This is a genomic window from Pseudomonas sp. PI1 (assembly GCF_000812405.1).
GTDB lineage: Bacteria > Pseudomonadota > Gammaproteobacteria > Pseudomonadales > Pseudomonadaceae > Pseudomonas > Pseudomonas citronellolis.
In genome coordinates, this window is the sequence record NZ_JWMC01000009.1 from 121,625 (window position 1) to 146,506 (window position 24,882).

45 protein-coding genes are annotated in these 24,882 nt (G+C 58.4%); 43 read left to right on the forward strand and 2 right to left on the reverse strand.

What is annotated here, in order from left to right; translation table 11 throughout:
* The first annotated feature begins 286 nt into the window (after positions 1 to 286).
* The 6 genes from RN02_RS03035 (at position 287) to RN02_RS32030 (ending at position 3,267) form a co-directional block, all read left to right on the forward strand.
* Complete coding sequence (locus RN02_RS03035; protein ID WP_021018566.1) at positions 287 to 931, forward strand: hypothetical protein; 645 nt, start codon at positions 287 to 289, stop codon at positions 929 to 931.
* 50 nt (positions 932 to 981) lie between these two features.
* A complete protein-coding gene (locus tag RN02_RS03040; protein WP_010792869.1) occupies positions 982 to 1,374 on the forward strand; it encodes a hypothetical protein in 393 nt (130 codons plus the stop codon).
* Positions 1,375 to 1,463: 89 nt separating this feature from the next.
* Complete coding sequence (locus RN02_RS03045; RefSeq protein WP_010792868.1) at positions 1,464 to 1,913, forward strand: hypothetical protein; 450 nt, start codon at positions 1,464 to 1,466, stop codon at positions 1,911 to 1,913.
* 350 nt (positions 1,914 to 2,263) lie between these two features.
* Entirely contained in the window at positions 2,264 to 2,599 is a 336-nt protein-coding gene (locus tag RN02_RS03050; protein ID WP_019438438.1) for a hypothetical protein, read from the forward strand.
* A gap of 27 nt (positions 2,600 to 2,626) precedes the next feature.
* The gene (locus RN02_RS03055) at positions 2,627 to 2,986 is read left to right on the forward strand and encodes a hypothetical protein (RefSeq protein ID WP_010792866.1); all 360 of its coding nucleotides are present in this window, start codon (positions 2,627 to 2,629) and stop codon (positions 2,984 to 2,986) included.
* Complete coding sequence (locus RN02_RS32030; protein ID WP_019438437.1) at positions 2,983 to 3,267, forward strand: hypothetical protein; 285 nt, start codon at positions 2,983 to 2,985, stop codon at positions 3,265 to 3,267. Before RN02_RS03055 ends, RN02_RS32030 begins: the two co-directional genes overlap by 4 nt.
* Here RN02_RS32030 and RN02_RS33095 read toward each other — a convergent pair.
* Positions 3,247 to 3,681, reverse strand: a complete 435-nt coding sequence (locus tag RN02_RS33095; RefSeq protein WP_021018564.1) for a hypothetical protein — start codon at positions 3,679 to 3,681, stop codon at positions 3,247 to 3,249. The two genes, RN02_RS32030 and RN02_RS33095, sit on opposite strands and share 21 nt — an antisense overlap.
* A gap of 308 nt (positions 3,682 to 3,989) precedes the next feature.
* On the opposite strand from RN02_RS33095, the gene RN02_RS03065 reads away from it, so the two are divergent.
* From RN02_RS03065 to RN02_RS33830, 16 genes are all read left to right on the forward strand, one after another.
* The gene (locus tag RN02_RS03065; RefSeq protein WP_019438435.1) at positions 3,990 to 4,394 is read left to right on the forward strand and encodes a hypothetical protein; all 405 of its coding nucleotides are present in this window, start codon (positions 3,990 to 3,992) and stop codon (positions 4,392 to 4,394) included.
* Positions 4,395 to 4,474: 80 nt separating this feature from the next.
* Positions 4,475 to 5,044: an oligoribonuclease gene (gene orn / locus RN02_RS03070; RefSeq protein WP_043313014.1), complete on the forward strand. Its 570-nt coding sequence runs from the start codon at positions 4,475 to 4,477 to the stop codon at positions 5,042 to 5,044.
* A gap of 64 nt (positions 5,045 to 5,108) precedes the next feature.
* Positions 5,109 to 5,555 carry a hypothetical protein gene (locus tag RN02_RS03075; protein ID WP_021018563.1) on the forward strand — a complete coding sequence of 149 codons (447 nt, stop codon included), beginning with the start codon at positions 5,109 to 5,111 and terminating at the stop codon, positions 5,553 to 5,555.
* 111 nt (positions 5,556 to 5,666) lie between these two features.
* A complete protein-coding gene (locus RN02_RS03080) occupies positions 5,667 to 6,170 on the forward strand; it encodes a hypothetical protein (protein ID WP_019438434.1) in 504 nt (167 codons plus the stop codon).
* A 211-nt stretch (positions 6,171 to 6,381) separates the two neighbouring features.
* Positions 6,382 to 6,804 carry a hypothetical protein gene (locus tag RN02_RS03085; RefSeq protein WP_010792860.1) on the forward strand — a complete coding sequence of 141 codons (423 nt, stop codon included), beginning with the start codon at positions 6,382 to 6,384 and terminating at the stop codon, positions 6,802 to 6,804.
* Between the two features lie 36 nt (positions 6,805 to 6,840).
* Entirely contained in the window at positions 6,841 to 7,278 is a 438-nt protein-coding gene (locus tag RN02_RS03090; protein ID WP_019438433.1) for a hypothetical protein, read from the forward strand.
* A gap of 145 nt (positions 7,279 to 7,423) precedes the next feature.
* Positions 7,424 to 7,804, forward strand: coding sequence for a hypothetical protein (locus RN02_RS03095; protein ID WP_010792858.1), 381 nt, complete (start codon positions 7,424 to 7,426; stop codon positions 7,802 to 7,804).
* A 189-nt stretch (positions 7,805 to 7,993) separates the two neighbouring features.
* Complete coding sequence (locus RN02_RS03100; protein WP_019438431.1) at positions 7,994 to 8,989, forward strand: ParB/RepB/Spo0J family partition protein; 996 nt, start codon at positions 7,994 to 7,996, stop codon at positions 8,987 to 8,989.
* A gap of 76 nt (positions 8,990 to 9,065) precedes the next feature.
* The gene (locus RN02_RS03105; RefSeq protein WP_019438430.1) at positions 9,066 to 9,275 is read left to right on the forward strand and encodes a hypothetical protein; all 210 of its coding nucleotides are present in this window, start codon (positions 9,066 to 9,068) and stop codon (positions 9,273 to 9,275) included.
* Between the two features lie 12 nt (positions 9,276 to 9,287).
* Positions 9,288 to 9,545 carry a hypothetical protein gene (locus RN02_RS03110; protein WP_010794346.1) on the forward strand — a complete coding sequence of 86 codons (258 nt, stop codon included), beginning with the start codon at positions 9,288 to 9,290 and terminating at the stop codon, positions 9,543 to 9,545.
* 51 nt (positions 9,546 to 9,596) lie between these two features.
* Positions 9,597 to 9,782: a hypothetical protein gene (locus RN02_RS03115; RefSeq protein ID WP_019438429.1), complete on the forward strand. Its 186-nt coding sequence runs from the start codon at positions 9,597 to 9,599 to the stop codon at positions 9,780 to 9,782.
* 40 nt (positions 9,783 to 9,822) lie between these two features.
* On the forward strand, positions 9,823 to 10,179 hold the full coding sequence (locus RN02_RS03120; protein WP_010792854.1) for a hypothetical protein: 357 nt from the start codon (positions 9,823 to 9,825) through the stop codon (positions 10,177 to 10,179).
* Positions 10,180 to 10,216: 37 nt separating this feature from the next.
* Positions 10,217 to 10,504 carry a hypothetical protein gene (locus RN02_RS32035; RefSeq protein ID WP_019438427.1) on the forward strand — a complete coding sequence of 96 codons (288 nt, stop codon included), beginning with the start codon at positions 10,217 to 10,219 and terminating at the stop codon, positions 10,502 to 10,504.
* Positions 10,505 to 10,647: 143 nt separating this feature from the next.
* A complete protein-coding gene (locus tag RN02_RS32040) occupies positions 10,648 to 11,124 on the forward strand; it encodes a hypothetical protein (RefSeq protein ID WP_021018559.1) in 477 nt (158 codons plus the stop codon).
* Positions 11,121 to 11,387 carry a hypothetical protein gene (locus RN02_RS03125; protein WP_010792853.1) on the forward strand — a complete coding sequence of 89 codons (267 nt, stop codon included), beginning with the start codon at positions 11,121 to 11,123 and terminating at the stop codon, positions 11,385 to 11,387. Before RN02_RS32040 ends, RN02_RS03125 begins: the two co-directional genes overlap by 4 nt.
* Positions 11,388 to 11,400: 13 nt before the next feature.
* Positions 11,401 to 11,778: a hypothetical protein gene (locus tag RN02_RS33830; protein WP_043313016.1), complete on the forward strand. Its 378-nt coding sequence runs from the start codon at positions 11,401 to 11,403 to the stop codon at positions 11,776 to 11,778.
* Positions 11,779 to 11,891: 113 nt separating this feature from the next.
* Here RN02_RS33830 and RN02_RS03135 read toward each other — a convergent pair whose 3' ends face one another.
* Positions 11,892 to 12,731 (reverse strand): hypothetical protein, encoded by an 840-nt coding sequence (locus RN02_RS03135; RefSeq protein WP_021018556.1) that lies wholly within the window; start codon positions 12,729 to 12,731, stop codon positions 11,892 to 11,894.
* 116 nt (positions 12,732 to 12,847) lie between these two features.
* On the opposite strand from RN02_RS03135, the gene RN02_RS03140 reads away from it, so the two are divergent.
* The 21 genes from RN02_RS03140 to RN02_RS32055 all read left to right on the forward strand — a co-directional run bounded on the left by RN02_RS03140 (position 12,848) and on the right by RN02_RS32055 (position 24,780).
* Positions 12,848 to 13,705: a class I SAM-dependent methyltransferase gene (locus RN02_RS03140; RefSeq protein WP_228778165.1), complete on the forward strand. Its 858-nt coding sequence runs from the start codon at positions 12,848 to 12,850 to the stop codon at positions 13,703 to 13,705.
* Between the two features lie 27 nt (positions 13,706 to 13,732).
* Positions 13,733 to 14,164, forward strand: coding sequence for a hypothetical protein (locus RN02_RS03145; protein WP_043313020.1), 432 nt, complete (start codon positions 13,733 to 13,735; stop codon positions 14,162 to 14,164).
* Positions 14,165 to 14,220: 56 nt separating this feature from the next.
* Complete coding sequence (locus RN02_RS03150; protein WP_021018553.1) at positions 14,221 to 14,871, forward strand: hypothetical protein; 651 nt, start codon at positions 14,221 to 14,223, stop codon at positions 14,869 to 14,871.
* Between the two features lie 405 nt (positions 14,872 to 15,276).
* Complete coding sequence (locus RN02_RS33105) at positions 15,277 to 16,008, forward strand: hypothetical protein (protein ID WP_061363311.1); 732 nt, start codon at positions 15,277 to 15,279, stop codon at positions 16,006 to 16,008.
* Positions 16,009 to 16,173: 165 nt separating this feature from the next.
* On the forward strand, positions 16,174 to 16,884 hold the full coding sequence (locus RN02_RS03160) for a hypothetical protein (RefSeq protein ID WP_043313023.1): 711 nt from the start codon (positions 16,174 to 16,176) through the stop codon (positions 16,882 to 16,884).
* Positions 16,877 to 17,482 carry a hypothetical protein gene (locus RN02_RS03165; protein ID WP_010792845.1) on the forward strand — a complete coding sequence of 202 codons (606 nt, stop codon included), beginning with the start codon at positions 16,877 to 16,879 and terminating at the stop codon, positions 17,480 to 17,482. Before RN02_RS03160 ends, RN02_RS03165 begins: the two co-directional genes overlap by 8 nt.
* Before the next feature lie 3 nt (positions 17,483 to 17,485).
* Complete coding sequence (locus RN02_RS03170) at positions 17,486 to 17,743, forward strand: hypothetical protein (RefSeq protein WP_043313024.1); 258 nt, start codon at positions 17,486 to 17,488, stop codon at positions 17,741 to 17,743.
* A 44-nt stretch (positions 17,744 to 17,787) separates the two neighbouring features.
* Positions 17,788 to 20,034: a hypothetical protein gene (locus tag RN02_RS03175; protein WP_043313025.1), complete on the forward strand. Its 2,247-nt coding sequence runs from the start codon at positions 17,788 to 17,790 to the stop codon at positions 20,032 to 20,034.
* Entirely contained in the window at positions 20,031 to 20,246 is a 216-nt protein-coding gene (locus tag RN02_RS03180) for a hypothetical protein (RefSeq protein WP_010794360.1), read from the forward strand. The genes RN02_RS03175 and RN02_RS03180 overlap by 4 nt, the downstream gene beginning before the upstream one ends.
* The gene (locus RN02_RS03185) at positions 20,239 to 20,823 is read left to right on the forward strand and encodes a hypothetical protein (RefSeq protein ID WP_021018548.1); all 585 of its coding nucleotides are present in this window, start codon (positions 20,239 to 20,241) and stop codon (positions 20,821 to 20,823) included. The genes RN02_RS03180 and RN02_RS03185 overlap by 8 nt, the downstream gene beginning before the upstream one ends.
* On the forward strand, positions 20,816 to 21,088 hold the full coding sequence (locus RN02_RS03190; protein WP_021018547.1) for a hypothetical protein: 273 nt from the start codon (positions 20,816 to 20,818) through the stop codon (positions 21,086 to 21,088). Before RN02_RS03185 ends, RN02_RS03190 begins: the two co-directional genes overlap by 8 nt.
* A gap of 63 nt (positions 21,089 to 21,151) precedes the next feature.
* Positions 21,152 to 21,286, forward strand: coding sequence for a hypothetical protein (locus tag RN02_RS34430; protein WP_010794363.1), 135 nt, complete (start codon positions 21,152 to 21,154; stop codon positions 21,284 to 21,286).
* 134 nt (positions 21,287 to 21,420) lie between these two features.
* On the forward strand, positions 21,421 to 21,594 hold the full coding sequence (locus RN02_RS33835; RefSeq protein WP_162835984.1) for a hypothetical protein: 174 nt from the start codon (positions 21,421 to 21,423) through the stop codon (positions 21,592 to 21,594).
* 165 nt (positions 21,595 to 21,759) lie between these two features.
* On the forward strand, positions 21,760 to 22,137 hold the full coding sequence (locus tag RN02_RS03200; RefSeq protein ID WP_010794365.1) for a hypothetical protein: 378 nt from the start codon (positions 21,760 to 21,762) through the stop codon (positions 22,135 to 22,137).
* 2 nt (positions 22,138 to 22,139) lie between these two features.
* Positions 22,140 to 22,403 (forward strand): hypothetical protein, encoded by a 264-nt coding sequence (locus tag RN02_RS33685; protein ID WP_060476988.1) that lies wholly within the window; start codon positions 22,140 to 22,142, stop codon positions 22,401 to 22,403.
* Between the two features lie 205 nt (positions 22,404 to 22,608).
* Positions 22,609 to 22,899 (forward strand): hypothetical protein, encoded by a 291-nt coding sequence (locus RN02_RS32045; protein ID WP_021018544.1) that lies wholly within the window; start codon positions 22,609 to 22,611, stop codon positions 22,897 to 22,899.
* A 10-nt stretch (positions 22,900 to 22,909) separates the two neighbouring features.
* Positions 22,910 to 23,095, forward strand: a complete 186-nt coding sequence (locus RN02_RS32050) for a hypothetical protein (protein ID WP_021018543.1) — start codon at positions 22,910 to 22,912, stop codon at positions 23,093 to 23,095.
* Between the two features lie 7 nt (positions 23,096 to 23,102).
* A complete protein-coding gene (locus RN02_RS03210) occupies positions 23,103 to 23,399 on the forward strand; it encodes a hypothetical protein (protein WP_010792831.1) in 297 nt (98 codons plus the stop codon).
* A gap of 145 nt (positions 23,400 to 23,544) precedes the next feature.
* Positions 23,545 to 23,967 carry a hypothetical protein gene (locus tag RN02_RS03215; protein ID WP_021018542.1) on the forward strand — a complete coding sequence of 141 codons (423 nt, stop codon included), beginning with the start codon at positions 23,545 to 23,547 and terminating at the stop codon, positions 23,965 to 23,967.
* Between the two features lie 37 nt (positions 23,968 to 24,004).
* Positions 24,005 to 24,382, forward strand: a complete 378-nt coding sequence (locus RN02_RS03220) for a hypothetical protein (RefSeq protein ID WP_021018541.1) — start codon at positions 24,005 to 24,007, stop codon at positions 24,380 to 24,382.
* Positions 24,383 to 24,417: 35 nt separating this feature from the next.
* The gene (locus RN02_RS32055; RefSeq protein WP_225877066.1) at positions 24,418 to 24,780 is read left to right on the forward strand and encodes a hypothetical protein; all 363 of its coding nucleotides are present in this window, start codon (positions 24,418 to 24,420) and stop codon (positions 24,778 to 24,780) included.
* The last annotated feature ends 102 nt before the right edge of the window (positions 24,781 to 24,882 follow it).

Below are 24,882 nucleotides of genomic sequence, written 5' to 3' on the forward strand. Positions count from 1 at the left end.
CGCCGGCGGCCGTAATGTGCGGAGGTGGTCCGCATACATTCGAAGGTGCTCCGAATATTTCGCCCGGTCCTGCGCATATTTGCGGTGCAGCTCCGCATATTGCTCCTCAGCCACGGCGCAAATCGCGCCTGCTTGGTATGCCGATTGGCTACCAATCTTCGGTTCTGACTGATTTCCGGGGTGATCGCCTTGCCCGGCATTGGCCGACTTACGTTGGAGGTTCTGGCACAGCCAGGCACGTCCGATGATGGCTCCATCAGACCTAACCCAGTCACGGAGCCGCCTCATGAACCCCGCATTCGAAAAAGCACTCGCCGCACGCTCCCTGTGGATCAACGTAGCTGTCTTCTCCAGCATCGAAGGGTGTGATTCCCAGGCCGAGGAGGCGTTGCAGGAGGCATATGACGCCGTCCACCAGCTGGCGAGCGATGACGTACTGATTCACCGCCACTACGGACCCCGGGCCCCGCTGCTCCTTCTGGACGTGCCTGAGTTGGCTGAGCAGTACAACCTGGCACACGAGCTGTACACGGAGCTGTACTACGAGAACTACCGCAACGGCTCGATTGGTCAGATCTCGGCTGGGTGGCTGAAACCGGCCTCGCCCCTAGATCAGCCGTACACGAAATGGCTGGTGGCGGTGGACAAGCAGGTAGCGGCCTTGATGGAAATTTCCTACTCGCAAGTAGCTGAGGCTACCCAGGGGCAAGCCAAGACCTTATTGCTGGCCTGGAGCCGGGGGATGGATGCAGACGAGGCTGCGGAGGCCGTAGTTCAGGCGCACATCGAACGTGAGTACGAGAGGGAGTTAGCGGAGGAGGAAGAGCGCCAGGCGCACTGGGAAGACATCCAGGATACATACGCCTCCATAGAGGCAGACCTCTGGGCTGGCTGGCGCGAAGAGTGCGTGGAATTGGGCCTGGTGGACTAGCGCCAACACTGCTACCGCAAAAGCAGGCTGTTCAATGAAAGGGGGTGACCATGATTCAGCTGACAACCGACGCCGCGGCCCGGGCGCTGCAAATGAAACGGCCAGACGAGCCGCATACCGTCCGAGTTGCCTACAAGGGGCACACCTTCGAAGTGACGCTGGCCACGGGGGCACCTTCCATTGCACCTCTCGACAGCACGCCCTGGTTGTTCGAGCACGATGACCCAGCCTTCTACATCGACGGCGAATGGTGGGAACACCACGTTGAAGTCCGATTATTGGTTCCCGATGCTGGCGCTTGCCAGACCCGAATGCCGGACTCCAAGGTCAGCGCCAGCATACCCAGCTTCATCAACCCCACCTTCGATGTAATTGTCCTGTGCGAGGACCTTATCGCGGAGTGGGTTCGCATGGGTTCTGGCACGCATGCTTCGCGCCGATGATTTGCTGGTCACATCGAAGCGAAAGATGTTCCGCCCGACGCACGGCCGAACAACTGGGGCTTTTCAATTCCAACGTGTGGGGTTCTACAATGAAGTTCAAACCGTTTCCTCATCGCTTGCGCCGACTCGATTTCAACCAGCGCAAGGCTTCCTTGTTCGAGCGAAAGCAGCAACGTGAGGCGAACGCTTTGCCGCTCTTTGCTGAAATGATCCGAGCGGAACAGCACGACTGGGAAACCGAGAAGGAGATTCGCCAGCGAAGGGATGATGCAACCTTGATCAACTGGCGAGCTCGGGAAGCGCGAGTCTGGCGCAAAGCCAGGAGCATGTTTTTCGCCCTACCGAGCGACGACAGGGCTTCGGTCATCCGCGATTGGAACACCATTTGGCGCAACGCATGGACTCCCACCAACCTGATTTACCTGGTGGAGAAGTACAACGGCGTCGGGGCCCAGCGTGAAGCCGCAATGCGAGAGGAGCGCCAGCAGATGGATGTCCGGATCATGGCCAGGCTCTCACACCAACAAGGCCTCTTTTGATCAACAGGATGGCGGGAGCACCAGTTTGGAACCTTACTCTTGGTTCCCAAGGGGGCTTCCCGCCACGCCACAATACCGGTTTCCAATACCTGTTCAGGCATGGCCCCGAATCATCGTTCAAACAATCGACGTGACCATCCTGTGCGCGAAGTGTGCGCTCAGCGGTTCTGGCACAGTGAGCCTGCCCTGAAGATAGCCTCATTACTTCAGGAGGCTATCCCATGCAACGCACCCACGCTCCCACTCAGTCCAGCTTGACCTTCTCGGCGCAAACGCCCCCAGCAAGCTCTGCTCTAGCCCTCTGCCCGGCGCACCTCCTACCGGACGCAGTAGTTGCCCTGGATGATCCCATGCTCCAGATCAGCGACATGGACATTCGCGAACACATGCGCGCTCGCTTCAGCTTCGACGAGATGCTCGCAGAGATGAGAGCTATCAGCCATCTGGCAGAGCAGCGCCAGCAATTCGGCTCCCGGGCTGAGATGGGCTTGGGCGGCCCGCGCAGCTACCAGGACGTGGGGACCGCGGAATCGGTTATGGACTGGATGCACGAACACGAACTGCGCAGGGTGAACCAGATCAAGCTGTCGCTCCCCAGCTCCGGCGAAGAAGCATTGGCCGCGCGCGAGCGCATCCAGAAGCGCATTGCGGCGCGCCGGGCAGCCCGCACCCCAGCAGCCGCCTAGTCGAAGTCCGAGAACAGGAACCAAACGATGACCATGAACACTCCCAGCGCCAGCAAAGTCCAGCCACATCTGAATCTCGGACCTCACTTCTTCAACGCCCTATCTTGGGTTCGGCAGACCACGTTCCCGGAGGATCTGGAGCGTGATCTGGTTGCCCTCGGCACGGCACCTGCCCTCGCCCAGGAGATTGCCGAGACCTATCGCCACTCGATGAGCAGGGATATCGTGCGCTTCTACGAGGAGTACGCTTACTCGGTTAGCAGTGCGGAGTGGCAGCAGCCGCTGGCGGCCTATATCTCGGCCCGCCTGGCCGACTACGACCGGTATGGCAAGCACGAATTACCGATGGCCAAGTACCTGCTGGCGCAACTGGACACCCCGCAATGAACGAACTGACGCAAGAACAAATCAAGGCCGTGTATCGGTCGGCAATCGATCCCAACGCCCGTGATTCCGAGGGCATGGACTGGTGGGAGGCTGTAGGCGCTGAAATTCGAGCCGTAATATCGGCGCCGACGGCGAAGGAAGCCAGCATGGTCATTGCCTGGTGGCATCATGACTGGAGCACTGTTGCAGATACCCCGCTCAAGGCAGCGCAACGCATCCGATCCTCGGCTCGAAAATCTGGGTTGTACGATGCAAAAAACTTAGAAGTAAACGCCGGTTAGATGGCGGGGAATTGTGATTCGTTTGATGAATTCCGACCAAGGCAGCTTCACGTCAGGAGTTTCATCAAAGCACCAGGTACGATTTCGAAAGCCATTTTCGTCGACCTGCTCAAGGCACTCGGGGTAGTAGGTGTGGTCAGGAAAACTGGCATGCAGGATCGCCAGGGCCTGGGCAGCGGAACGGGCCGCAACCAGATCGCTTATCTCGTTGTCGTTGTACGTCCAACCGACAAGCGGTTGATCGGCCAACTCTACTTCCATCTGCAGGACATCCTCAGCGCCTTCAAGGGCTATCTCCAGGAGAACCGGATCGATATCAGGATTTGCGTTATTAACTGCCGATCGCAGCACAGCTGCGCGTTCAGCCCAATAGTTGGGGCTGAACGCAGAGGGTTCTCTTAAAGGATTCATCATGATGCTTCCTCAAAAAGGGCTGTAGTGATTATGCGGAACGCCCTGACGGCGTCACCAGATAAACGGTTGATGTGGGGCTCGGATGACTCTGCAGCGGTCCAACACCCACAATTAACGCCAACAAGCCCCCTGAGGATATCCAGCTGACGAATGGCCCTGCCACCAGATCGCTAGATGCCTTGGCTGGGAGCCTCATTCGCCGAAAGGCTGAATTTCAGGGCCTAAGTTTGGATGGCAATGCGCCAGCCTGTTGGATACCCTGCCTTCGCCTCGTATTTTAGGAGTTCAATCCTTTGTTCAGATTACTCATGGCCTTCGTCTGGCCAATGCTGGTCATCTGGGCCGCTCTGCAGGTCGGCCACTCTCTTCAGGTAATCGATCCTGCCAAGGTAATCGTGCGCGACAAGGCGGCCTGCGAAGCCTTGCAGATCCCCTACGACACCTCATGCCGTGTGGTTGGTCGGGTGGAGGCAAATCTCGACGGGACCTGGTGGCTTCAACCGAGGGATGCGGGTGACATATACATTCGCCTGCCGGAGGGCTCCTTCCCCTATCTCTACAGCCCCGATGATTACCACATCCGCGGCGGCAAGCCGGCCACCATAGCCTTGGTGGTGGTGACCGCTCTGCTCACGCTCCTCGGCCCGCTGATCAGCTGGCGCATTCAAGCACGCAGGGCAAAACGTGCACCGGGGCGCGGGGAGACGATCTGATAGGTCACCCTGGCCTGGCTGGTGGCACATCCCCTGGCATGGAGAATATCCATGTACTGCCACCACAGGAGCCCTCCCCCATGATGAATAATGATCGCCGGCTGGCCTGGCTTGATCTTGAGTCAACCGGATTCACTGAGCTGCATAAGCAGATGGTGTACCGGCACCGAATTTTGGAAGTCGGGGTTCTGGTAACCGACGGCCAGTTCAACGTCCTTGCCCAACACGTCGTGGTTGTCCATAACGACCCGGCTGACGTCCTTCCCTTGTGCGACGACATTGTACGGAGCATGCACACTCGCAATGGCCTCTTCGACGATGTGTCGGCTTCCTCAACCGACTTGGCCAGTGCTGAACAGCAAATCATCGAGTTCCTGGTAGAGCACGGCGTGCAAGCCAAGGCCTCACCGTTGTGCGGCAGTGGTATCCACTTCGACCGAATGTTCCTTGAGGCCCAAATGCCGGCGCTCAATGCGCACCTTCACTACCGCAATCTGGATATCAGCGCGGTGAAGGAATTCCTCAAGACGATCAGCCCAGCATTCGAACCAGCCAAACGCCAGAGCCACCGCGCGCTCGACGACATTCTGGAATCTGTCGAAGAGGCCCGCCTGTACCGGGATCTACTCGCGCCTATCCTCGCAGCCTGAGCTGGTGGCACACCCCGCCAGCGTAGACCATGTGCTCATCAAGACATTCACCAGAGGACGAGACATGGTCATCCCAGAGCTGGAGGCGCTCAATGCAGCCGAACAGGAAGAAGAGTCAGCACTCCAGGCCTGCCTGGCTTTCGCCCGTGCCGTTCTGCCGGTAAGTCTCCTCGTACGTTTCCAGTGTCCGGAGGGTGAGAAGGCCCTCCAGCAGGTTGCGCGGTCCATTGATCTGCCAACTCTCCCCGCAGAACAAAGTCATCTTGCCCCTATGGCATCTGAGGCGCATGCGCTGCTGAGCAAAGAACCGGGTTTCACTGCGATTGCCGGCCGCTGGCAACGTGCGTACGACCTTTACGACCTCGCCTTGATTGACTTCATCGTAGCCGAGGAAGAGCGCGCCGCGAACGAGCGCCAGCACGCCCAGGAGCTTGCAGATACCTACGCTTTGATCGAGCAGGAGCTATGGCATGATGTTCAGGTTGAGAACCTGGAGTTGGGGTTGATGTAAGTTCATTGCATGGCAGTGGAACCAAATCCCAACACCATCCCTCATGACTATGTCGCCTTTTATCCACTTGGTGCTGAGTGGCAGGCCCAATTACCTCATCAAGGAACGCTTATGACTAAAAAATGGATTGAACTGGAACTTCTCGCAGACTCGGACGCCCGGCTGCCGGTTGTCGAAGGCGGCAGGATTACCGTCGCCGAGGCCAGCATTCGCACCATCACCGGCTACTCCGACCAGATGCTGGGGGACGGGTGCATCCTCGTCCTGGACACCATTGCGAAGAACGGTGGAAGCCGCCTGATTCGCGTCCGTGACGCCTATAGCGAAATCGAAACCCAACTGTCGGACCTGACCGAGTGGATTGAGGTGGACATCGTCAACGACTCTCTGGCGAAGCTCAGCAGTCTCCAAACCGTAGGACTGCTGCGACGGGAGGGGATCAAAGCTCTGAACGAGGTCAAGGACTCGTTCACCGGAGCGCGCAGCCAACTCACTCTGGATACCGTTGGTGATCACGGTGTTGCCCGTGCTCTCCTCCTCAAGCAGTCGTACGAGGATCTCAAACCGGCGCTGCCCGAGCGTAGCGCCGTGGTCAAACATCACCAGGACGCCTAGGAGATACCAGTGGCACGTGCCCGACTCCACCTGATCTGCGGCAATTGCGGGTGCGCCGATATGTGGACCCACTGCATTGAGCCGAAGGGTACTGACATCGACGGTGAGCTGTTCCCGGCGGTTTACCTCTCCTGCGGCAACTGCGCAACGCTACATGATCTTGCAGATAAGGCCCCCAACTCGAAACCAAACCAGCGTCTTGAAGAGATCCATGAGCCACGCTAGCCCAACCGAAAAGAGACCGCGCTACACGCCCGTGTTCGCAGTCCTCATCTACGCATTCATCCTCTGCACCACAGTGCTGGTGGCCGGGATGACCATCCCATGGGACATCGGCACCTACATCACGCACTGCCACGCTGTTGTCGGGTGCTTGCTGGCATTACCCGTCATCGCCAAAGGCAGGCAGTTCAAGGAAATCGGGCGGGGAGTTGGCGCATTGCTGGTCGCCGGCCTGGTGATCGGCTTCACCCTTCTCCGGAGTGTGTTCGGGGTGCAGCCGTTGCCCGAGGACGTCGACTTCCTCGATCTACGCCCTTTCGCCGCGGCGTTGATCGTCATCTCTCTCGGCATCTTGGCCGAGTTACTGGTGCGACGGAGCTTTTGGCCAGGTTTCAGGGCACTTGGGCGGTAAGCTAGGCCTTTCCCTGACAGACATAGGATTTGAAGGATGCCCATTACTGAAGCTGGCAGCGCTCCGGCCCGATCTTTGGCCGTGATTGGCGTATTGACCTACTCCGCGATTCTGGTGGGGCTGTCTCTACTAGCCGCCTGGCTGATCTCGGGCCCGGTGGGTAGCACTATCTCGAATTGCTTCGCGCTGGTCCTGGTAATGCTGGTCGGTACTGGACGAAAAACCCTGAAAGCTGCATACGGCACCCCCTTGATGTCCTTCATGGCCATCGTCTCCGGCATTGTCTTTTCTGCGGTGTTTATCGTGGTCGCCGCTGGCCTCAAGGCGGATGTAGCGCTAGCGTTCGACGTTACCTCGCTCAGTGACTTCGATGTCAGCCTCATCGGCGCTGTGTTGGTCGTTTTCACCGCCCACTTTGTGGCGCATTTCCTGGTCAGGGCATTCTTCTGGCGGGAGTTGGCCAGCTGGGCTTGATCAGGAGGCAGCAGTTACACCAGAGCCCGCCACAGTGCGGGCTTCGTGCTTTCTGGCATCGACGAAATGCCCGGTTCTGGCACACATGAGCTCGGGGGAAGATAGCCACATCGAATCCAAGCCACCGAGCCAAGAGACTTCCGCCATGAAACACACTCCAGCACACATCGCCATCCAGGCCCCCGAGTACAAGGCAGTCAAGCAAGTAATCGCCGTCAACCTGGTGGCGCATGGCTGGACCGCCGCCAGCCAGCTCGATATGGACATCTGCTGCCTGGTGGCCTCCCAGGACTACGAGACCGCCGTTGGCATCAAGACCGCCACGCTCAGCCTCGAGCCGCGATCGGAAGGCTTCCAGCTGGTAGGCAACTACCAGAGTGAGGGCAACAACGTTCTGAGCACCACCTGGCTGAACATCCCCAGCGGCATGACCTCGGAACAGATCGCCGAGAAAGTGCCGGAATTCCTGGAGAAGGTCGACCGCGAGGTCAACCGCAGCTACGCCCGCCGCTTGTTCCTGCTCTGATAGCAGTAGTAGCCACTCCCCCAGGGCCCGCCTTAGAGCGGGCTCTGCGCATTTTTAGGGTCCGAATATCGGGAATTGATGTCAGGCGATAGGGGTTCGAAAAATACTTCGAAATTTTCTCGGCGCCGGTTCTGGCACACACGACCTCCCCTGAAGATGGCTCCATCGACCACACAGGAGCACTACCCCATGACCACCAAGACCATCGCCGCCAACCTGATCACCGAAACCGCCCAAGCTGCTCTGGCTGGCTGCAACTCCCTGCGCAGCATCCACGACACCGCCAAGAAGCTGATCACCGGCAAACAGTTGGGCTTAGACTTCGATCCGAAGCGCCAGAACGCCTTCGAAATGCCCACCGCCCTCCTCGTCTGCAATGTCGAAGAGGCAATCCGCAGCGAATTCGACCAGGATGCCATCCGCGGCTTCGCCGATTCCTACAAGGCCGGCGAGCCCGTCGAACCGCTGGGCGTTGTCGCCGAAAACGGCAAACTGCGCGTAGTGACCGGTTTCACCCGCCACGCCGGCCTGATGCTGGCCATCGCCGAAGGCGCCGACATCAAGCGCGTGTGGGTGAGCCAGGTGGAAGGTGGCCGCGCCGTTGAGATCGTGCGTCAGTGCGTGAGCAACCAGCAGGTGCCGGTTTCCCCTCTTGATCTGGCCGAGGCCTACCGCGAGCTGATCGACGACCACAAGTTCACTGTCGCCGGTGTCGCGGCCGCGGTGCACCGCAAGGTCAGCCACGTTCGCAAGATGCTGGCGCTGGTGAACGTGGCCCCTGAGGTCAAGGAGATGGTCGAGAAGGGCCAAGCTTCCGTCTCTACTGCCCTGGCCGCAGAGAAGCAGTGCAAGGCCAACGGCGAAGACACTGTGGTGCATATGCAGGAGCAGCTCGCCAAGGCCCAGCGCAACGGCTCCGCGAAGATCACCGCGAAGTCCGTTGGTGCGCCGTCCGCCCTGTACGGTCGCAAGGACCTGGACGTAGCAGCCCCGGTGCTGGTCCAGCTGGCCGACCAGCTGGAGAAAGCTCTGCCCTTCATGGCCACCCCGGAGAGTGTGAAGGTCGAACTGACCCTCAGCGGTGCCGACCTGAACCTGCAGGACCTGGCCAAGGCGCTGGCCAACATCCGCGCGGCCGTAAAATCTGCCCAGAGCGGCACCGAGCCGGCGGCGAACGTCGGCTAATCCAAGCCCCCTGACAACTATCGCCCCCACCCACTGGGGGCTATGGGCGGCCGGGACTTACGGAGAGACAAACGGAATGGCCACATTTGCTTTCTGTGACTTCGATGACGCGCTAGATGTTTTGAGGTCAGCCATTACGGAAGCATCCATCACCACCCTGATCGACCAGATCGATCAGCAATTTAATGCTGGATATCTGGATGTGAGTCCAGCGCAGTGGGGGCATCTGGCCTCTGAGGTGATGGTCAGGCTAGACCATGTCCGGCAATCAGCTCCGTCAGTTTGAGAGAGATACACGATGAGCATTCGCCTGGAACTGCAGTGCATCAACCAGGAAGACCCGAGCACCGACGACTGCTACAGCATGAACGAGCAGGGTGTGTTCGAAACTGCTGACGATACTCAGGCCGATCTGATCCGGGCCTACAAGTACCTTCAGGACCTGGCCACCCGTAAGGGCTGGAAGGCAGCCAAGCTTGCCCAGGGCAAGAAAGGCATGCTGTGTCCGAACTGTGTGAAGCTGTATGAGGCACAGACTGGCCACATTCTGAGTTGAACGCTCCACGGAAGTCGCTGGGCAACCACAATGCCCGAGGAGGGCAAGACAATGGCTGTTGTCAATGTTCACGAAGACCTGATTCGCCGCATGCGCGAACGTAAGTATTACGACCTGAGCCAATGGTGCGCCGAAGAGCTCGAGGAGACCGAGCACGAAGCGGAGCAACAGGGTGAATGGCGGATTGCCAAGGAGATCCGCGAAGAAATTGAACGCCAGAAGGCGTACTACCCCTGAACAAGCTTCCGGCTCGCCGGCGCATGACCGAGGAATGGACATGGCAGACAAACTCTACAAATGCAGCCGCTGTGATGGCGCTGGGAAAATCTGGCTGTTCACTGCCGTTCTCGGTGGTGTCTGCTTTCAATGCGGCGGCAGCGGAAAGCAGAAAACTAAGCCCAAGCCCAGGGCTGTCAAATGGGCCGTCTTCGGGCACAGCCGCGAGACAGGAAAAATCGGGCGCCTCTACAACGTGAGCGCACGCACTCAGGCTGAAGCGATCAACAAGGCCCGTGACACCTACGATCGCGCAAGTAGTGCTTGGCGTGACGAGTGGAGCATGCAACAGGCTTTTGCTCAAACCTGGGCCGAGCTGCAAGAGGCCGGAACGCTGGAAACCGCAGGCATCAGCTGATCCACCTCTTCCACCCAGCACCACGAAGGAAAGTACGATGAAACGCTTTGACGATCGAGCAACCTGTTTTCACTCGGGCAAGAAGATCAGCCCGCCCATGAATGAGCGCCGCCTTTGCGCCTGCTGCGGCTTGCGAATCGTAAAAGGCTTCATCGTTGAGATTGGACATGTCGGCGAGGACTGCGCAGGAATCATCGAGCGTCGAAGTCGCGACAGGGACTTCCATGGTGCAACGGTCAAAGACTTCGCCGAGCGGTATAAGCGAGCGACGGGCTGGACAATCAAGCCAGCAGTTCTCAGAACTCTGGAAGATCACTACCCCTGAGAATCGAGGCAACTGCCTCGTTAAGCTAGACAGAGAACTGATGGTTGGGATTACACCCGTTAGTCATAGTAAAATGAACCAAGCCATAACGTACTATTTCATTGCGCTCACGCAATAAAGCGATATTAAATACAAGGTTAGCTATGCAACAAGACAAACAAAGTTCAAAAAACAAAAGCTTTGCATCCAACGCTTTAGCAGTTGCTCTATTAATTATATGTGCCGTAATTGGCATGTTGTTTTATGGCCAAAATATCATGGCCACTGCTACTCAAGGCATGGGTAAACTGGCTGCGAAGCATCTGACTTATGAAATTCCCAATGCCTTGATTTTGCTTGAGGCCCGTCGCGGCCCCTGTGCCACTATCCCAATCACTTCTGAAGAGCTAATGAAGAGGGGAGCGCCTAAGCAAACAGCGAACGGCTCCCCCTGGACTGCAAGCTTCACCGGAGAGTCTGTCGAGGTCATATACCCCTACAGTGACGAGGACGACTATCGAATGACGAAACATGATTTGTTGAAGGTCATTCAAGAGAGTTCAAATGTTCAAAAGGCTGAGATAGCTGTTGAAGGCGTCAAGGTCACTTACTCCTGCCAGCATCCGGTAACTAAATCATGACCGATTCCCTAGGCCCTTTGAGCCCCGAAGAAGAAGAAATGATCCGTCGGCATCGCGACGAGAAGGCCCAGCGTGCCGCGGCATTGGCATTCCGCTTGAAAGCCCTCAAGGTGGCCGCTGAGTACGAAGCCTGGCTGCAACAGGATGAAGAGTGTGGGGATTCGTTCTCGACGTTCGTGAACCGATTCGGCTACCAGGACAGCGATTGCCAACCCATGCACGAATACGTCAAGCGAATCCATAAGGCAGCAACTCCTGACTGAAGGTAGGTTTTTGATGGAAGGAAGACAGTTCATCAAGAGCGTGACCGGGAATTACCCCGTTTACCCGGGCCATCCCCTGGTACTGGCAACTGCGATCATGGAGTTCTACTCCGACTTTCCGACGGCCAATGCGCCTACAAAACATGGCTGGTGCGCCGCCCTGAGCGATAGCCGCATCCCTGGAGCCGGGGACCACGTCGGTGCCGCGGTGCGCTGCTTGAGTATTGGAGCTGAAGGCGGTTCAGTAGATGAGATGGTGGCCGCCGCGGGCAGTTACTGGGAGCGAGGGCAGGCCGGCGGGCACCATGGATATGTCTGTGCCGGCATCGAGCAGGCCAAGGCCGTTGAGCCGAAGTTCCGCGAGCTGGCCGAGCGTTGGTTCCCGAACTGACCCACCCTCCCCGATCAAGGCCCGCCGATTTGGCGGGCTTCTCGTTCCTGCAGGGAAGGTCGGGCCCTACGGTTGGGCCTGAAGCTACGCACTAGCCGTAGTGAGGCTCGGATTCATGCCCGAGGTTCCGAACTCACCGTGCTTCGAGGAGGAGTGCGTTCAGGCCGAAATTTCCGGCCCGGGAGCAGTTGGAGCTTGAGGTTCGGTTTCGAGTCCCGAGATCGGTCTCGAAGCTTCCGAAAGTGGGGTATCCGAGTATTCAGGGTCATCCATTTTTCAAGCTCGGGCATAAAGCCTTCGCCAAGCACATCGCGTATGCACTTGTAGATTGCAGACCTGAATTGCAGATCAGAGAGTAACTTGATCTCCTTCCGCCGGCGGTCCCACTCGGTTTTCAGTTTCCAACTCCGGGCGCCTTTCCCGTTCTCCTCCAGCTCACGGTTCAGTTCGACCAGGGCGTCATAGGCCCTGAGTTTCGATACCTGGATGGCTTGCAGGAGTTGTGTATCGGTGAAACCGTTCTGCTGGGCCCAGAGCGGAAAATCTTGACCATATACACCCGCTTCCCAGAACTTTGCTCGGGTCACTCCCACAGCGCCCACGATCTCCGGGTACAGCTTCGAGAACTCGGAGAGATATCGCTCTCGTTGGTAGTCGTGCACGCGCGCCAGGGCGGCCTCGCCGGCGAGATGTAGAACGCCACGGGCAAGCGCCTGGTCGGTTCGGATTTCCAGCCGTACATGCATCTCGCTTCGCAACACTTCGATCTGCGTATAGAGGTAACGCTGACCGTCACGGTCTTTGCGAGCCACCGCGGCTTCCAACCTGCGGTTCAGGATTCCAATCGCGCCAGCGCACAGGGCCACGACGGTGCCGTGCCTATAGCTGCTCCTGATGAACTCCAGGAATCCGGCCTCGCTTTTCAGTGCTGATTTCAGATCAATCCACGGCATAGGAAATCTCCCCTATTGATTCCCCGAGGCTACTGCAATCCTGAGGAGGTACATGCTCAAAGGCTACGGCTGATTTCCGGATCGCAGATGGTGGCACGGGAGGACCAGCCCGATTCTTGCCTCAGTTGATCAACGAACAGGCACTTGAGGCGATGAGCACACAAAACACACAGATCGAACTCGGCCAGTACCCAACCCCGGCCTGGGCTGCAGCCGCGATCGTACGAAAGAACTTCAGCCACCTCAGCGCCAAGGATTTCGTCCTTGAGCCAACGTGCGGCCCAGGGCGCTTTCTGCAAGCGGTTCCCCAATATGTGCCGGCGCTGGGGATAGAGATCGATCCGCATCTCGCTCAGCAAGCACGTGACCTGACCGGCAGGCCGGTCATTACCGGCGACTTCTTCCAGGTGGAGTTCGAAGAGCGTCCAACTCTGGTCCTCGGTAATCCGCCTTTCGAAACCAAATTCATCGAGCGATTGCTGGATCGTGTACACGGCCTACTGGTCGACAATGGCCAGGTGGCATTCGTCCTACCCTGCTACTTCCTCCAGACAGCGGCGAGAGTGTGTCGGTACAACGAACGCTGGGCCATCCAGCAGGAGATGCTGCCCAGAAACCTCTACGCCGGGCTGAAGCATCCCCTGACTTTCGTGACGTTCACCAAAGACCAAGAGCGCCTGATGATCGGCCTCAGCCTATACCACGAACTGGCGTACCTGCAGGGCTTGCCGAAAGATGTGCAGGAGGCCATGAGTCAGGGCCCAGCCACCTGGCGCGAGGTCGTCGGGCAGGCCCTCGATCTGTTCGAGGGTGAGGCCCACCTGAGCCAAATCTACGAATACGTTGCTGAACGCCGGCCGACGGCAAACCCGAACTGGAAGGAGCAGGTCCGTAAGGTCTGCCAGCAGACTGCGCGCCGAGTGGGCCCCGGGCGATATGCGAAGCCGGACCAGCTGGACATGCTGGCCGCATAGCTGATCGAACATCTGGAGAGACACCGCATGACCACAACCAATCAACAGCGGGCGGTTCAACGGAAGCAACCTAAGAAGGTCAGCCCCGAAGAACTGCAAGCCATGATCGCCCAGTACCAGGCCGGAGAAGTGATTGCGTCCCGGCTACCCTTCACATTCCCCTCGGGCTTTAAGCTCACTGAGGTGGTCCCGCAATGCAAGCTGTGCGGGAGTGAAATCAGAAAGCAAGACTTTAGGGGGATCTGGAACCAGGTACTGCCGGATGTCGTGGTGATCGATGGCCACGGAGTGTGCCGGTCCTGCCGTTGCATCACAGCATTTCTCATCCGAGTCCGAGGGGAAAGCCCTGTGGTCCTGGAATCGATCAGCGATGAAGGCGTTTGGCAGCAATACACCCAGGACCAGACGATGTGGGCGCGGATCAAGCGCCAGCTCCGATTGCTGACCTCCCGCTTCTGACACACTCCGATTGACCTCAGACTGGTCTCATCGCTAACACGCCATGGAGCCCCATCATGAGCCTCAATCCAACGATCATGGACGAAGCCAAAACCGAAGTTCTGAGCTGTCTCGACAACGCGAGCCGGTCTATCCACGAGTTTCACGACGCACCAGCGTTCATGACCTGGTGGGAACAGTACGGTTCTGGTGATCTCGGCCTGACCCACGACCAGAAAATCGACCTCTACTGTCAGCTTCGGGTTGAGGTCTACACCTTCCAGGGCTGCCTCGATGAGTACCGCCGCCTACTGACGGGAAAACCAGACATAGCAATGAGAATTGGCGATTGCCATTATGCCTACCTCAGCGCCAGCGGGGAGCTAATAGGCTTGACGGTGAACCGCAATAGCACGATCGACGAGGCTGAGCCTTACGACTTCGATAGCAGCGCGTTCAATACCTGCGTTGGGGGCTGGATGGATGAGGATTACCGCCAGACACGCAAATGGATTACCGAGCCTGAATTCGTGCCGGTGACAGTCGATCCTCTCCCTGAGAAGTACATAGAGTTTGACCATGCTGGCCAGCGCTGGTCATTCAACCGAGATGAACTCTCCATGCTTGAGAGTGAAGACAGCTGCTTCCACTTTGTGGCGTATCACTTGCTGTCGGAACCGACGACTGAATCGGTGATCGCTTTCATTGAATCGAATGGGTTGGGTTAACTCTCACCCCCATAACACTCCGCAGGACAAGCATTTCGAGCGAGTGGATTAGGACACTCGCTTTCCCCCTCAAAACTCTCATCAAGCGAATTTCAGCCGGTCGCTTTCGTTGGTAGCCAAATTTCGGTCGCGGGACAATCCGGGGACCATCTCTAGAGAAAACCCGTGGTCAGACGACACTGAAAACACCTCGGCGTGTTCTTGATCCTGGCGACAGTGGCGGGAGTGATCAGCTCCTGCTGGGGTAGTGGCACACCTCAATGAACTTACTGCGGCAACAGTGGACCTGAGCGTTGCCGGATCGGGTGAAATCTTGGTGTACGGGAACCCTGCCCAACGCGATCACCGTGTCGCCGGCTCCGGCAAGATCAAATTCAAGTAACTCCCGCGAATAGGAACCGAATCATGAGCAAAACCAAAACTGGACCTCAGGGAGGCACCCCTTTGAGCTTCGATGAGCAAGGGATCACCGGACGTTACAACGGACAGGGCCTACTCGAGGTCTTCATTCCGGCAGGGGTCTCACCAGAGCCTGTAAGCAAAAACGATTTCTGGGCCAACGTAGCGCATTACTCCCTGGTCGCTGCAGCTATCACTCTCACGCTGCAAACCCGTCAAGACAAGGTGAGCCTGAAGGACCTCGTATCCATCCTCAGCGATCTGGAGAAGATGCTGGTGCTGGTCGAAGCAGCGGAACCCGTGCCCAGTGACTTTACAGGCGCATTTGAATGGGTTCGCTCCTGTCTTCAACATTGGAAAGAAGATACGGATGGCGCGTGGAACTTCCGCCACTTCAAGATTCTGCAACAGGGGCTCCTGGCCCGGCTGACCACGATCCTCGATTCCAAGGATCATGTACCTGAAGTACGCCGCTATTCGATCGACACCGACGGGAACGGGGCCTTCGCAGAAGTGGTACTTGCGGAAGACTACGAGCGTACCGTCCTGGCCATGCAGTCCGCTGAAGCGGAGCGCGATCAATTCAAAGCCGAGCTTGAGCGGCTTAAAGATCAGGCACCTGTCGCATTCATGTTCAGGGGGCCCGATGGCCGTCTTCGTATGGATGCCTGCCGCCACAAACCCAGCGAACCAGGATGGGAAGGCGTGTACGGAGAATCCAGGCCCGCCCGGACATGAACCGGCTTGAACGCTCAAGCGAAGAACTGACTGCATTGCTTGCCACGATTTCGCAGGCCGAAGCCCAGCCTGTCTGAGCAGGGGCCTGGTTCTGGCACACCCCGAGGACGCCGATGATTGCTTCCGTGAAATCCCATTCCTCCACCTCTTCAGGAACTGCAAGCGATGAGTAACGAAACGGAAAGCACCATGCCGGCGACCCTCCCCCAGCAGCCGGAGGTTCTCGCGTACCTCAACTACCACAAGCAGGACGTCGCCGGCCTTTCCTTCTCGCCACTTTCAGGGCGGTGCAAGCAGCTGATGGCCGTTGAGCAGTACCACCAGAGTGTGGATGCCCTGACGTCCCAGCTGGACATCGCTTTGCAGGACCTGGCTACGGCTCAAGCCGAGCTGCAGCGTAACAAGGTCACCATTGCTGGGATGAATGAGGCCCATGCCAAGCTCGCAGGGTTGTATGAGGGGGCTCTCTCGCAGATCAAGACGCTTACTGCCACGCCCACCTTCAACCTGTGCCGCTGCGGCGATCAACGTCTTCCGGCCGTGACCCTGGAACGCAACTCCCTGGGACCTTTCTGGAAAGCTGCATGCCCCGCCTGCAAGCATTCGGTATCGACCTTCACCGAGCCCGGCCTCGTCCAGCTGTGGAACGCACTGTCCAAGGTGCCCAGGCCCATACCTGCACCCACCGACGTAGAAGGGCATGTCGGTTTGGTCACCTACACCGCCTTCTGGAACACCTACGTGTCCGGCTACGAGGATGGGAAGCAGGACTCAAGGGCCAGCAACTGCGCGAAGTACAACCCAAGCGGGGCAGCTCACAAGTCCATGGCCCTGCTCGCCAGCCTGGCCCAACCGGAGCAGAACGCCCATGAGTGAGACCCAGCACAACCTGAGCACATCGGCCGGCGGCCGCGGCTACCTGGTGGATTACTTCCAGACCAAACTCGGGCGCTACGACTTCACCCGATACATCCGCGATCGCCTGGCTGCTGATTTCGCCTGCATTTTGTCCCAGCACCTGACAAAAGAGCAGGCCGAAACCGACACCATGCGCGCGGAGCTGCAGGCGCTGCGCGCGGATCGGACGGCAGGTTGGCGTTGCTTCCATTGTGGCGAGCACTTCCTCGACGAGGCCGCTGCCGCCCTTCACTTCGGCACTCATGAGATGCAATCGCCGGCCTGCCTTATCGACGTGGCGGAGTACCGCGAGATGGAAGCACGTATGCGCAGCTACAACGACGAGGATGCCGAAATCCACCGAGCAATGGCGCGCCAGCGAACCCAACATCAGCTCGAACTTCGCCGGGCTGAAGAGCAGGGCTATTCCCGGGGCCTTAAGGACGCCGCGGATGCCATGGAGCGCCAGCAAAGCTTGCATCAACTTGAGCTAAGCCGCGCTGAAGGGCTGGGTTATTCCCGGGGCCTCAAGGAGGCTACGGAGCAGATCCTCGACAAGCAAATGCAGGAGGACTAGCAAATGAGCCGGAAACAAACCGCCGAAGACAAAATCGCCAAGGTACTGGACTCGTATCACGCCTACCTGAAGGAATGGAAGTACGACGAAAAAAAGTCCCTCTTTTCTTCTGGCGGGTGGGTTTTCAAGGGCAAGAACCACACCGCCCACGAAATGAACAGCAAGATCCTCGCCCGCCGAAATCAGGACGTGCAGAAGATCCTCAAGATCACTTCCGAATCGAACGCCGGCATGGGTGACACCTCGCTCTCTGCACAGTGACAGAGGCGCCAGCATCTCTTCATTCCCAATCTCGTGGAGCTAACATGTCTTTCATCCCTTCCCCGTCGAAATCCGGCGGCCGAACCGAAGCCGACGTAACACCGCAAGCTATGGGCCTTGCGATGAACGGCTATGAGATCCGAAATGCTCTGGAGTTCCTAGCCCCGGAGCGCACCCCTGAGCAGATGAGTCATCGACTGGTGATCGAACTGCACTCCGCAGCTCAGGAGATCCGCTGTCCTGAGTCCGGCCTTTACGCGCGCCACGAGAGACTCCCAGACGACATCGCCATCTACCTGGTTGACCATGAGCCCGCCCAGGTCCTGCCCACCCAGGGTATAGCGCCGTACGACAAGGACGATCTCGATGCTGACGATCAACCCCAACATGTGCCCAGCCTCGTGCTGAACGGCTATCAGTTGCTGAACGCCATCGAGTTCCTGGCCCCGGACAACACAACTGAGCAGCTCGAGCAGACGTTGGTGATCGAACTGCATGACCAGGACGAGGACTTCCCTGTGGCAGGCTTATACGCATACCACGAGGAGTGCCCTGAGGAAGGGGCAATACTGCTGCTCGAGCACCAGGAAGGAGTGCTGGCCGGAGGTGGTCAAGAAGAGACCTACGAGACCAAGATTGCGAACACCCTCGAGCTGGTGAAACAGGCTGCAGATGCCATCCAGGTTTTCACCGGGCACGACAGCAGCGCGAATCTGCGGCACCACTATGGCGAGAAATGGTGGGAGAAGTTGGACGACTTGCGTGACAAACTGCGCGCAATCGGGAAGAGCCTCCCGCTCGCCCACTCCGACCAGTTGCTGGCGCTCGACAAGCAGTGCCGGGATGATGTCGGTCGCGCGTTGGGGCTCATCCCTTCGGAAGATCGTGGTTTTGCTTGGTCCTATCTGCTTGCCGCAATCAAAAAAAGAGTGGGCTCACACGTCCTGTCCTCGATCAAAACGGCAGTTGAGCAAGCTGGCGCGCATGAGGCAGTTCAGGATCAACGACATTCTGATTGGTCGTGCTTCGATCCAACGTTCGTCATTGAGTATCTGCGCGAGAGCAGCACCTTCGATGCTGACCTCATCGGGAAAATGTTGGAGTACGCCACTCGCCCTGTCGAAGCCGGGCAAGCCTCCCCTAGCCCTGTGCTTGGGTGTGACTACCGAGGCAAACATTTCGGAGCGCCGTACCTGGATGCTCAATGCCAGAATGGCTACCTCTGGGACGAAGATAGCTGCGATGAGCCAGGGGGGCCGCTGCTCAACGGCGGTGATATTCCGTGCCCCAAATGCAATGCCGCGGAGTACGCGGAATATCTGCGCCTGGACGAGGACGACAATACCAGCCCGGTGCCTGTTGGCGATATCGAACTGGCACGCAAGCTGTTCGAAGAAATGGCACTCATTGCGGATGACGAGAAATGCATCCACATGCTGGCCGGCGCACTTTCCAAAGCACAGCCCCTGGCACCCCGCGACGATATTCTCTCCCGAATGAGCGAACTGGAGTCCGTCGCCAAAGAAGGCAGGCCGAAGAAGATCGTTGTCCGACTGAAGCATCCCGACAGCGAACCCAGCGGTTGCAGCAGCCTGCTCAACTACCACGAACCGACGCGCCAGCAGTTGATTACTGCCGGTATCCCGCTGAGTCGGCACACTCGGAATCCTATCGTTTGTTTCGGGATGATCGGGTGCAAGACGACGGCCGATGGTGTTATCGAATACACCTGGGGGGAATCCCAGGAGGTCCTGCTCGACAAATCCATCCCGACTGTAGACATGACACGTCCGGCCTGGCTGATTCCGGAACTCAAACCTGACGTTGTGGGTGCTCTGCTGCTGGGAGGAATCAGCGGCTCGGAGTACGGCGACAACGACATTCAGGTTGATTCCAAGGTCGTCGAGCGGCTCCAGGCCGAACGTGTAACCACCGAAGACGATGTAGTGGTCGAGCTGGTAACTGCCGACCAGTACAAGCGCGACGTCGCTGGTCTGCAAGCACGTGTGGATCTCTTCGACCGGCTGGCGGTCGCTAACAAGGCCCTTGCCGACTCGTTCCAAGCTGAACGGGACACTGCACTGGCCAGCCAGGCGGCTCAAGTCCGCGTGATCCCGGCAAACTGGAAGATCGAGCGTACCGGCGAGCGCATCATCGTCCAGCACCTGCACAACGGTGCCGGCTATGCCGCCTCCCGTGCGGGTGAATCCGGCATTGCCGAGGCGGTACTGTTCCTCCTCGCTTCCGACCTGGTTGGTGATGGCGTTGTCGCCCAGGAGGACGAGGCATGAAGCGCCGTCCAACTGGGTTCGTTGCGACCTGCCAGTGCGGCGTTGCCATTGGTGCGATGGACATCAATCGCACTGAGCGAGCGGATGCGGGCAGGCTGCTCGGCAAATGGCTGTACGACGGTTGCACCGTCGAACCGCGCTTCGCCGGCACCTGGTCCGCGGAAATCGGTCCGTGTAAGTGCCCCAAGGCACAGGGAGACCAGCATGAATAAGGTGCAACGCTACAGCGTGGATGCAAGGCATCTGCACCCACAAGGCTTCCTGACCGGCCAGGGTATGGGTGAGGTCGTCTACGTCGAAGAGTTCGACAAGGTAGCCGCCGAATCCCAGGCAAACGCCAATGCGCTCGCAGCGGCACGGAAAGAGATTGCCACTCTCCGCGCCATGCTGGGGTTGGCACCGGAGTGGATGGCCCTCACTGGCCCGGGGCAGGTCAAACAAGGGGACATGCTTCGCTTTAAGGTCGGAGACAGCGGGATCGAAGCGCCAGCGCAACTGGTACTTCACGAGGGAACCGGCCGCGAAGAAATCGTCTACAACCGTGGGAAAAACCACTATTTCATCACCGCCATGGCCGTCGATGGCACCAGCTCTCACAAGAGCGTCATGGTGAAAAGCGGCCAGGCCCGGGCGGGTAATGAACAGCTTCTGCGTCGACTTGGACAGGTCATCGCTTGGCAATGCTTCGGCGACTGCAGGATGTTCAGCGAAGAAGCGGTGCCGGCCCCTGCGGAGGTCATTGCAGAGCTGAACGCTGTGCTGAAGGGCGCGGAGTCCGTCCATGCCTGAGAAGCTGAAGCCGGTTTGTCATCGTGCGTTCTTCTTGAGCGCTCCCCAGCACTGGGGGCCATGCAGCAAGGAGCACCATGACATGGTCAAGGCCAACCCAAAGGAATGGCCTGATTATGAGGTGCAGGAGCTTTACGTCCTTCCTGCGAATCATGTGGTCCTACCGCGGGATCTGCTGGAGCGCATTGCCCACGACGATGAAGGCATGTCCGATCTAGCCGACTTTGAAGAGTTGAAGCGGCTCCTTCGTCTCCAGCAACCGTAACCCCGACCTCCAAATCCACATCCTGGGCGTTATTGTCCAGCACACCCCACCAGGAGAAGCACCATGGATCTTGTTCAACTGCTTGACGCGATCCGCGCTTACTACGGCGATACCAGCCGCAGTCGCGAGGCCACCCGCGAAGGTCTTGAAGAGGCCCAGAGCGAAATCGAGACCCTGATCGACAGTTTGGCTGACTAGACAAAGCCTACCGGTGGCTTCTGGCACGCACTGATCAAATAGAAGATGGGCTGAAGTCATAACACTCCAGGAGAACCCCGACAGTGCATCAAACCCCTGAAACCGCCCCCCTCACGGCCATGACGGAGTCCCAAGTGCTGGCATGGATCGACGAGCAGACCTGGTATTCGGACCTGCACAAGCCTACCCCGTCGAACTTGCTGTATTTCGCACGCGCCAGGGGGAATGCCAACCTGACGGACATCGATGAACGCCGGTGGGTGCTATCCCATACCCCGGCCGGATATGAGTTGAAGTGCCTGGACTAACGCCTTCCCCGCCTGAGCCTGCCAGGTAAAACAGGCCCGATACCCTTGGCAGTTCGTCACGGCTCTGCCAGGGGGCATCGGAGAGAGAGTTGAATCGCGGTACCAGCTCGTTCTCCCATGCAGCCCGGAAAATTAGTTCGCCCCGCAGGGCGTAATGGAGCCCCTATGGCATTCGAGTACGTGCGCCAGCACTATCAAGTCCCAGCATGCGTTGGCCGGCGCGTTACCGCTTACGGTGAACCAGGCACGATCATGGCGGACCACGGCCATTACATCGGCGTGGTTTTGGATAGCGACCCGAAGAAGCGGATTCGGAATTACCACCCCACGGACGAGATGGTGTACGGGGAAGTTACGAGTGACCTCCCCCTCCGCCAGTTTGAAGTCCTGATCTGGGGGAGGAATTGGTGGGATTCTGCACGGCAAACCATGCAAGTTTGGGCTGCCAACCACGCCCAGGCCAAATACAAGGCGTACCAGGAACTGGATGACTGTTTCGAGGACGCAACTGCGATGTTCGGCTTCAAAGCCCGGCTGGCCTGATCATGCAAGTCAACGCGCGCGAATGCGAGGCTGCAGGGCTTGATCCGAAGGAGGTCCGCAGGATAGCTGCCGGACTGAGCCGTTATGCCCGCGAGGCTGCAGCCCTGGGTTTGGAGATCTTCGGCGGTTCAGGAACCGGTGACCTTCGTACCGAGGCAGATGCCCGACGCGCCGGACTGATTCTGGCACGCCTGGATGGATCGTTTAATGGTGGTGACGGTGCATCGGATTACGACGAAGACGGACTTCTCCGGGGCGAAAGCTGAGTACCGGGCGCCAATCAGAGGACATGTGCATGAGTGATGCAGCAAAGACCTTACTCCACCACGTGACTGGCTGGCGCTCCGGCGGTTGCGCCGATGAGCCGACCCGAGGCTACGCATTCCACGCAGCACGTGCTTGGGCACAGGCGATCATCGCCGGAGCCGAATAACGAACCGCTCTGTTCAGGAGCAACCAGAGAGACCCGATATGGAACAGCTGACTATCGATGGAAACCCGGTCGAAAAGACAATCAACCTTCGTTGTTTCCGAGTGGACGACCATGACTACTACGCCGCCGCCGACGAGGCCGAAGCCCTCCGACTGCACTCCGACCTGACGGGCATTGACTGTGAGGAAGTCGACAGTTGCACCGAGGTTGTCGGCGATCTGCTCGACAAACCATGGCAGGAAGAAGACAAACCAGGTGTCGCTGTCGGTACGCTTCGTCAATGGCTGGCCGAGGCCAAGGAACCTGGCTGGCTGGCCGGTACCGAGTAAGGAGCCGGTCATGACCACCGAAACCCATCGGGACTATCCCTCACTGGAGTGCCCACTGTGCGAGCGACTGACAAAGCCGCGGAGCCTGAACAAGGATGGCAGCGTCACCTACAGCTGCCCTCCTGACCATGTGAACCACGGCCAGCGATACACCTGGCGAATCGCAGAAGGCGGTGAACTGGTCGAGAAGCGGTAAGGAACCTATGAGCAAACTGTTCAATGCCGAAAAGGTATTGTGGCTCGCAGCCCAAGAGAAGCCCCTGCATGTATCCCCTAAGGAAGCCGCATGCTTCAGTGACCTAGACGGAATCGTCGAGGAGCGACTCGCCGCCGGCCATTTGGAAAAATGCGGCTCGGACGACTCGGGGGACTACTACCGCTGCACCAGGGCCGGCCTGATCGACCTCTACAAAATGAAGATCGCTTGGCGGAAGAAGAACGGCAAGTCGATCGAAAAGGAAATGGCCAAACTCAACGAACTGCTGGCCAGCGCCAGCTGATCTTACCTGTTCCATCGCCCGCGCCTGCCGGGTCCCCGCCGCAGGCCCGCTACCCCCTCGGGGGTATCGGAGAGTGCGATAACCAGCGTAAGCCGGCCACTCTCCAATACCCCTCACCTAAACCAGGCTGTTCAGGAGCAGATCCATGGCTGTGCCGATTAACTCTATTCAGGTTGGCCGCGTCTTCGAATTCCCTGGCGGCGCACGCCGTGTCGTGAAGCTTTCCCCACCGCTCGGTACCGGGTTCAACGTGGAGTGGGAGTACGCCGATGGTCAGAAACGCCAGGGTAAGCACGGCGGTTCCCAGTGGGTGCATTATTTCCGAAGGTCTGCGAAACGGGAACTGGTGGTAGACGGCCCCGGCGGTCAAACCCGTGCACTGCGAACTTCCGAAGTTGTTCCTGTCCTGGACGCACCGATCGACGTCTCCATCCATACGACCTGCCCTAGAAAGTGGGCCTTCGTGGACCTGGAGACGGGTGAGGTCTGGAAGCACGACGGACAGACGTTCATCCGCGCTTCCACTGATGAGGTAAAATCGGTGACCCGTGCGCTTGGAAGCTGCTGAAAGCTGCCACGTCAGTTCAAATAATTAGAGACGAATCATGCGCAGCATATTCTCAAACCCAATCTTCGAGCTTGTAGTTGCCGGCATCGTCATTGCTGCGCTTGCCTCAGGCAGCATGTACATCTGCGCCAACCTGTTCGAAGAGTTCTATCTCCTCGCCCTCAAAAAGGGAGATACGGCATTGGTTGAACGAATCCAGCTCCAGATGGTGTTCGGTGCAGTTTTCAATCTGGTCGTTGTCTATTTTCTGCACAAACTCTACTCGGCCCTATTCCTTAGTGGGGCCAGGCTCAACGGGATGTCTGTCAACAGGGAGCCGATCATCCGATCAGCTCTCAACAAGGTGATGTTTGGCTCCTGCATCTTCGGCATGGCCTCTGTTCTGTCGGTCTTTACTCTGAAGTTCTGGAGGTAATCGCCTTGCGCTGGCAGCTAATTGAAGCAGTAGTCTTGGACAAGCCAGCCGAGGGCGATCCATGCAACGGTTGCGGCCTTTGCTGTATCGCTCAGGTCTGTGACCTCGGTATCGCGCTTGGTGATGATCGGAACTGCCGTGCATTGATCCAGAATGCGGACAACACCTTTTCTTGCGGCCTGGTGCTCGACCCTTACCGCTACTTGGACGCTGATGCCGTTAAGCCCTGGCGGATCATCGATGAGATGAGCGGGAGCAATGCTGGCGAGGAGGCGCTGAAGAAAATGAACGCCGAGGGCCTCGGCGCTGGGCGAGGCTGCGATTCCGATGATGAAGAGGCAGCGCAGATCCTCGAAGAGGCACATGCAAACTGGCAGTTGAATCTGCCTCTGCATTGATGCCCTTGTGGCACCCGCCCTAACCGGTATGGTTGGAATAGGGAGGATTGGAGAGCGGCCTGACCGGAACCCAGTAGCACCGTCCGCGGACACGGCCCCAGG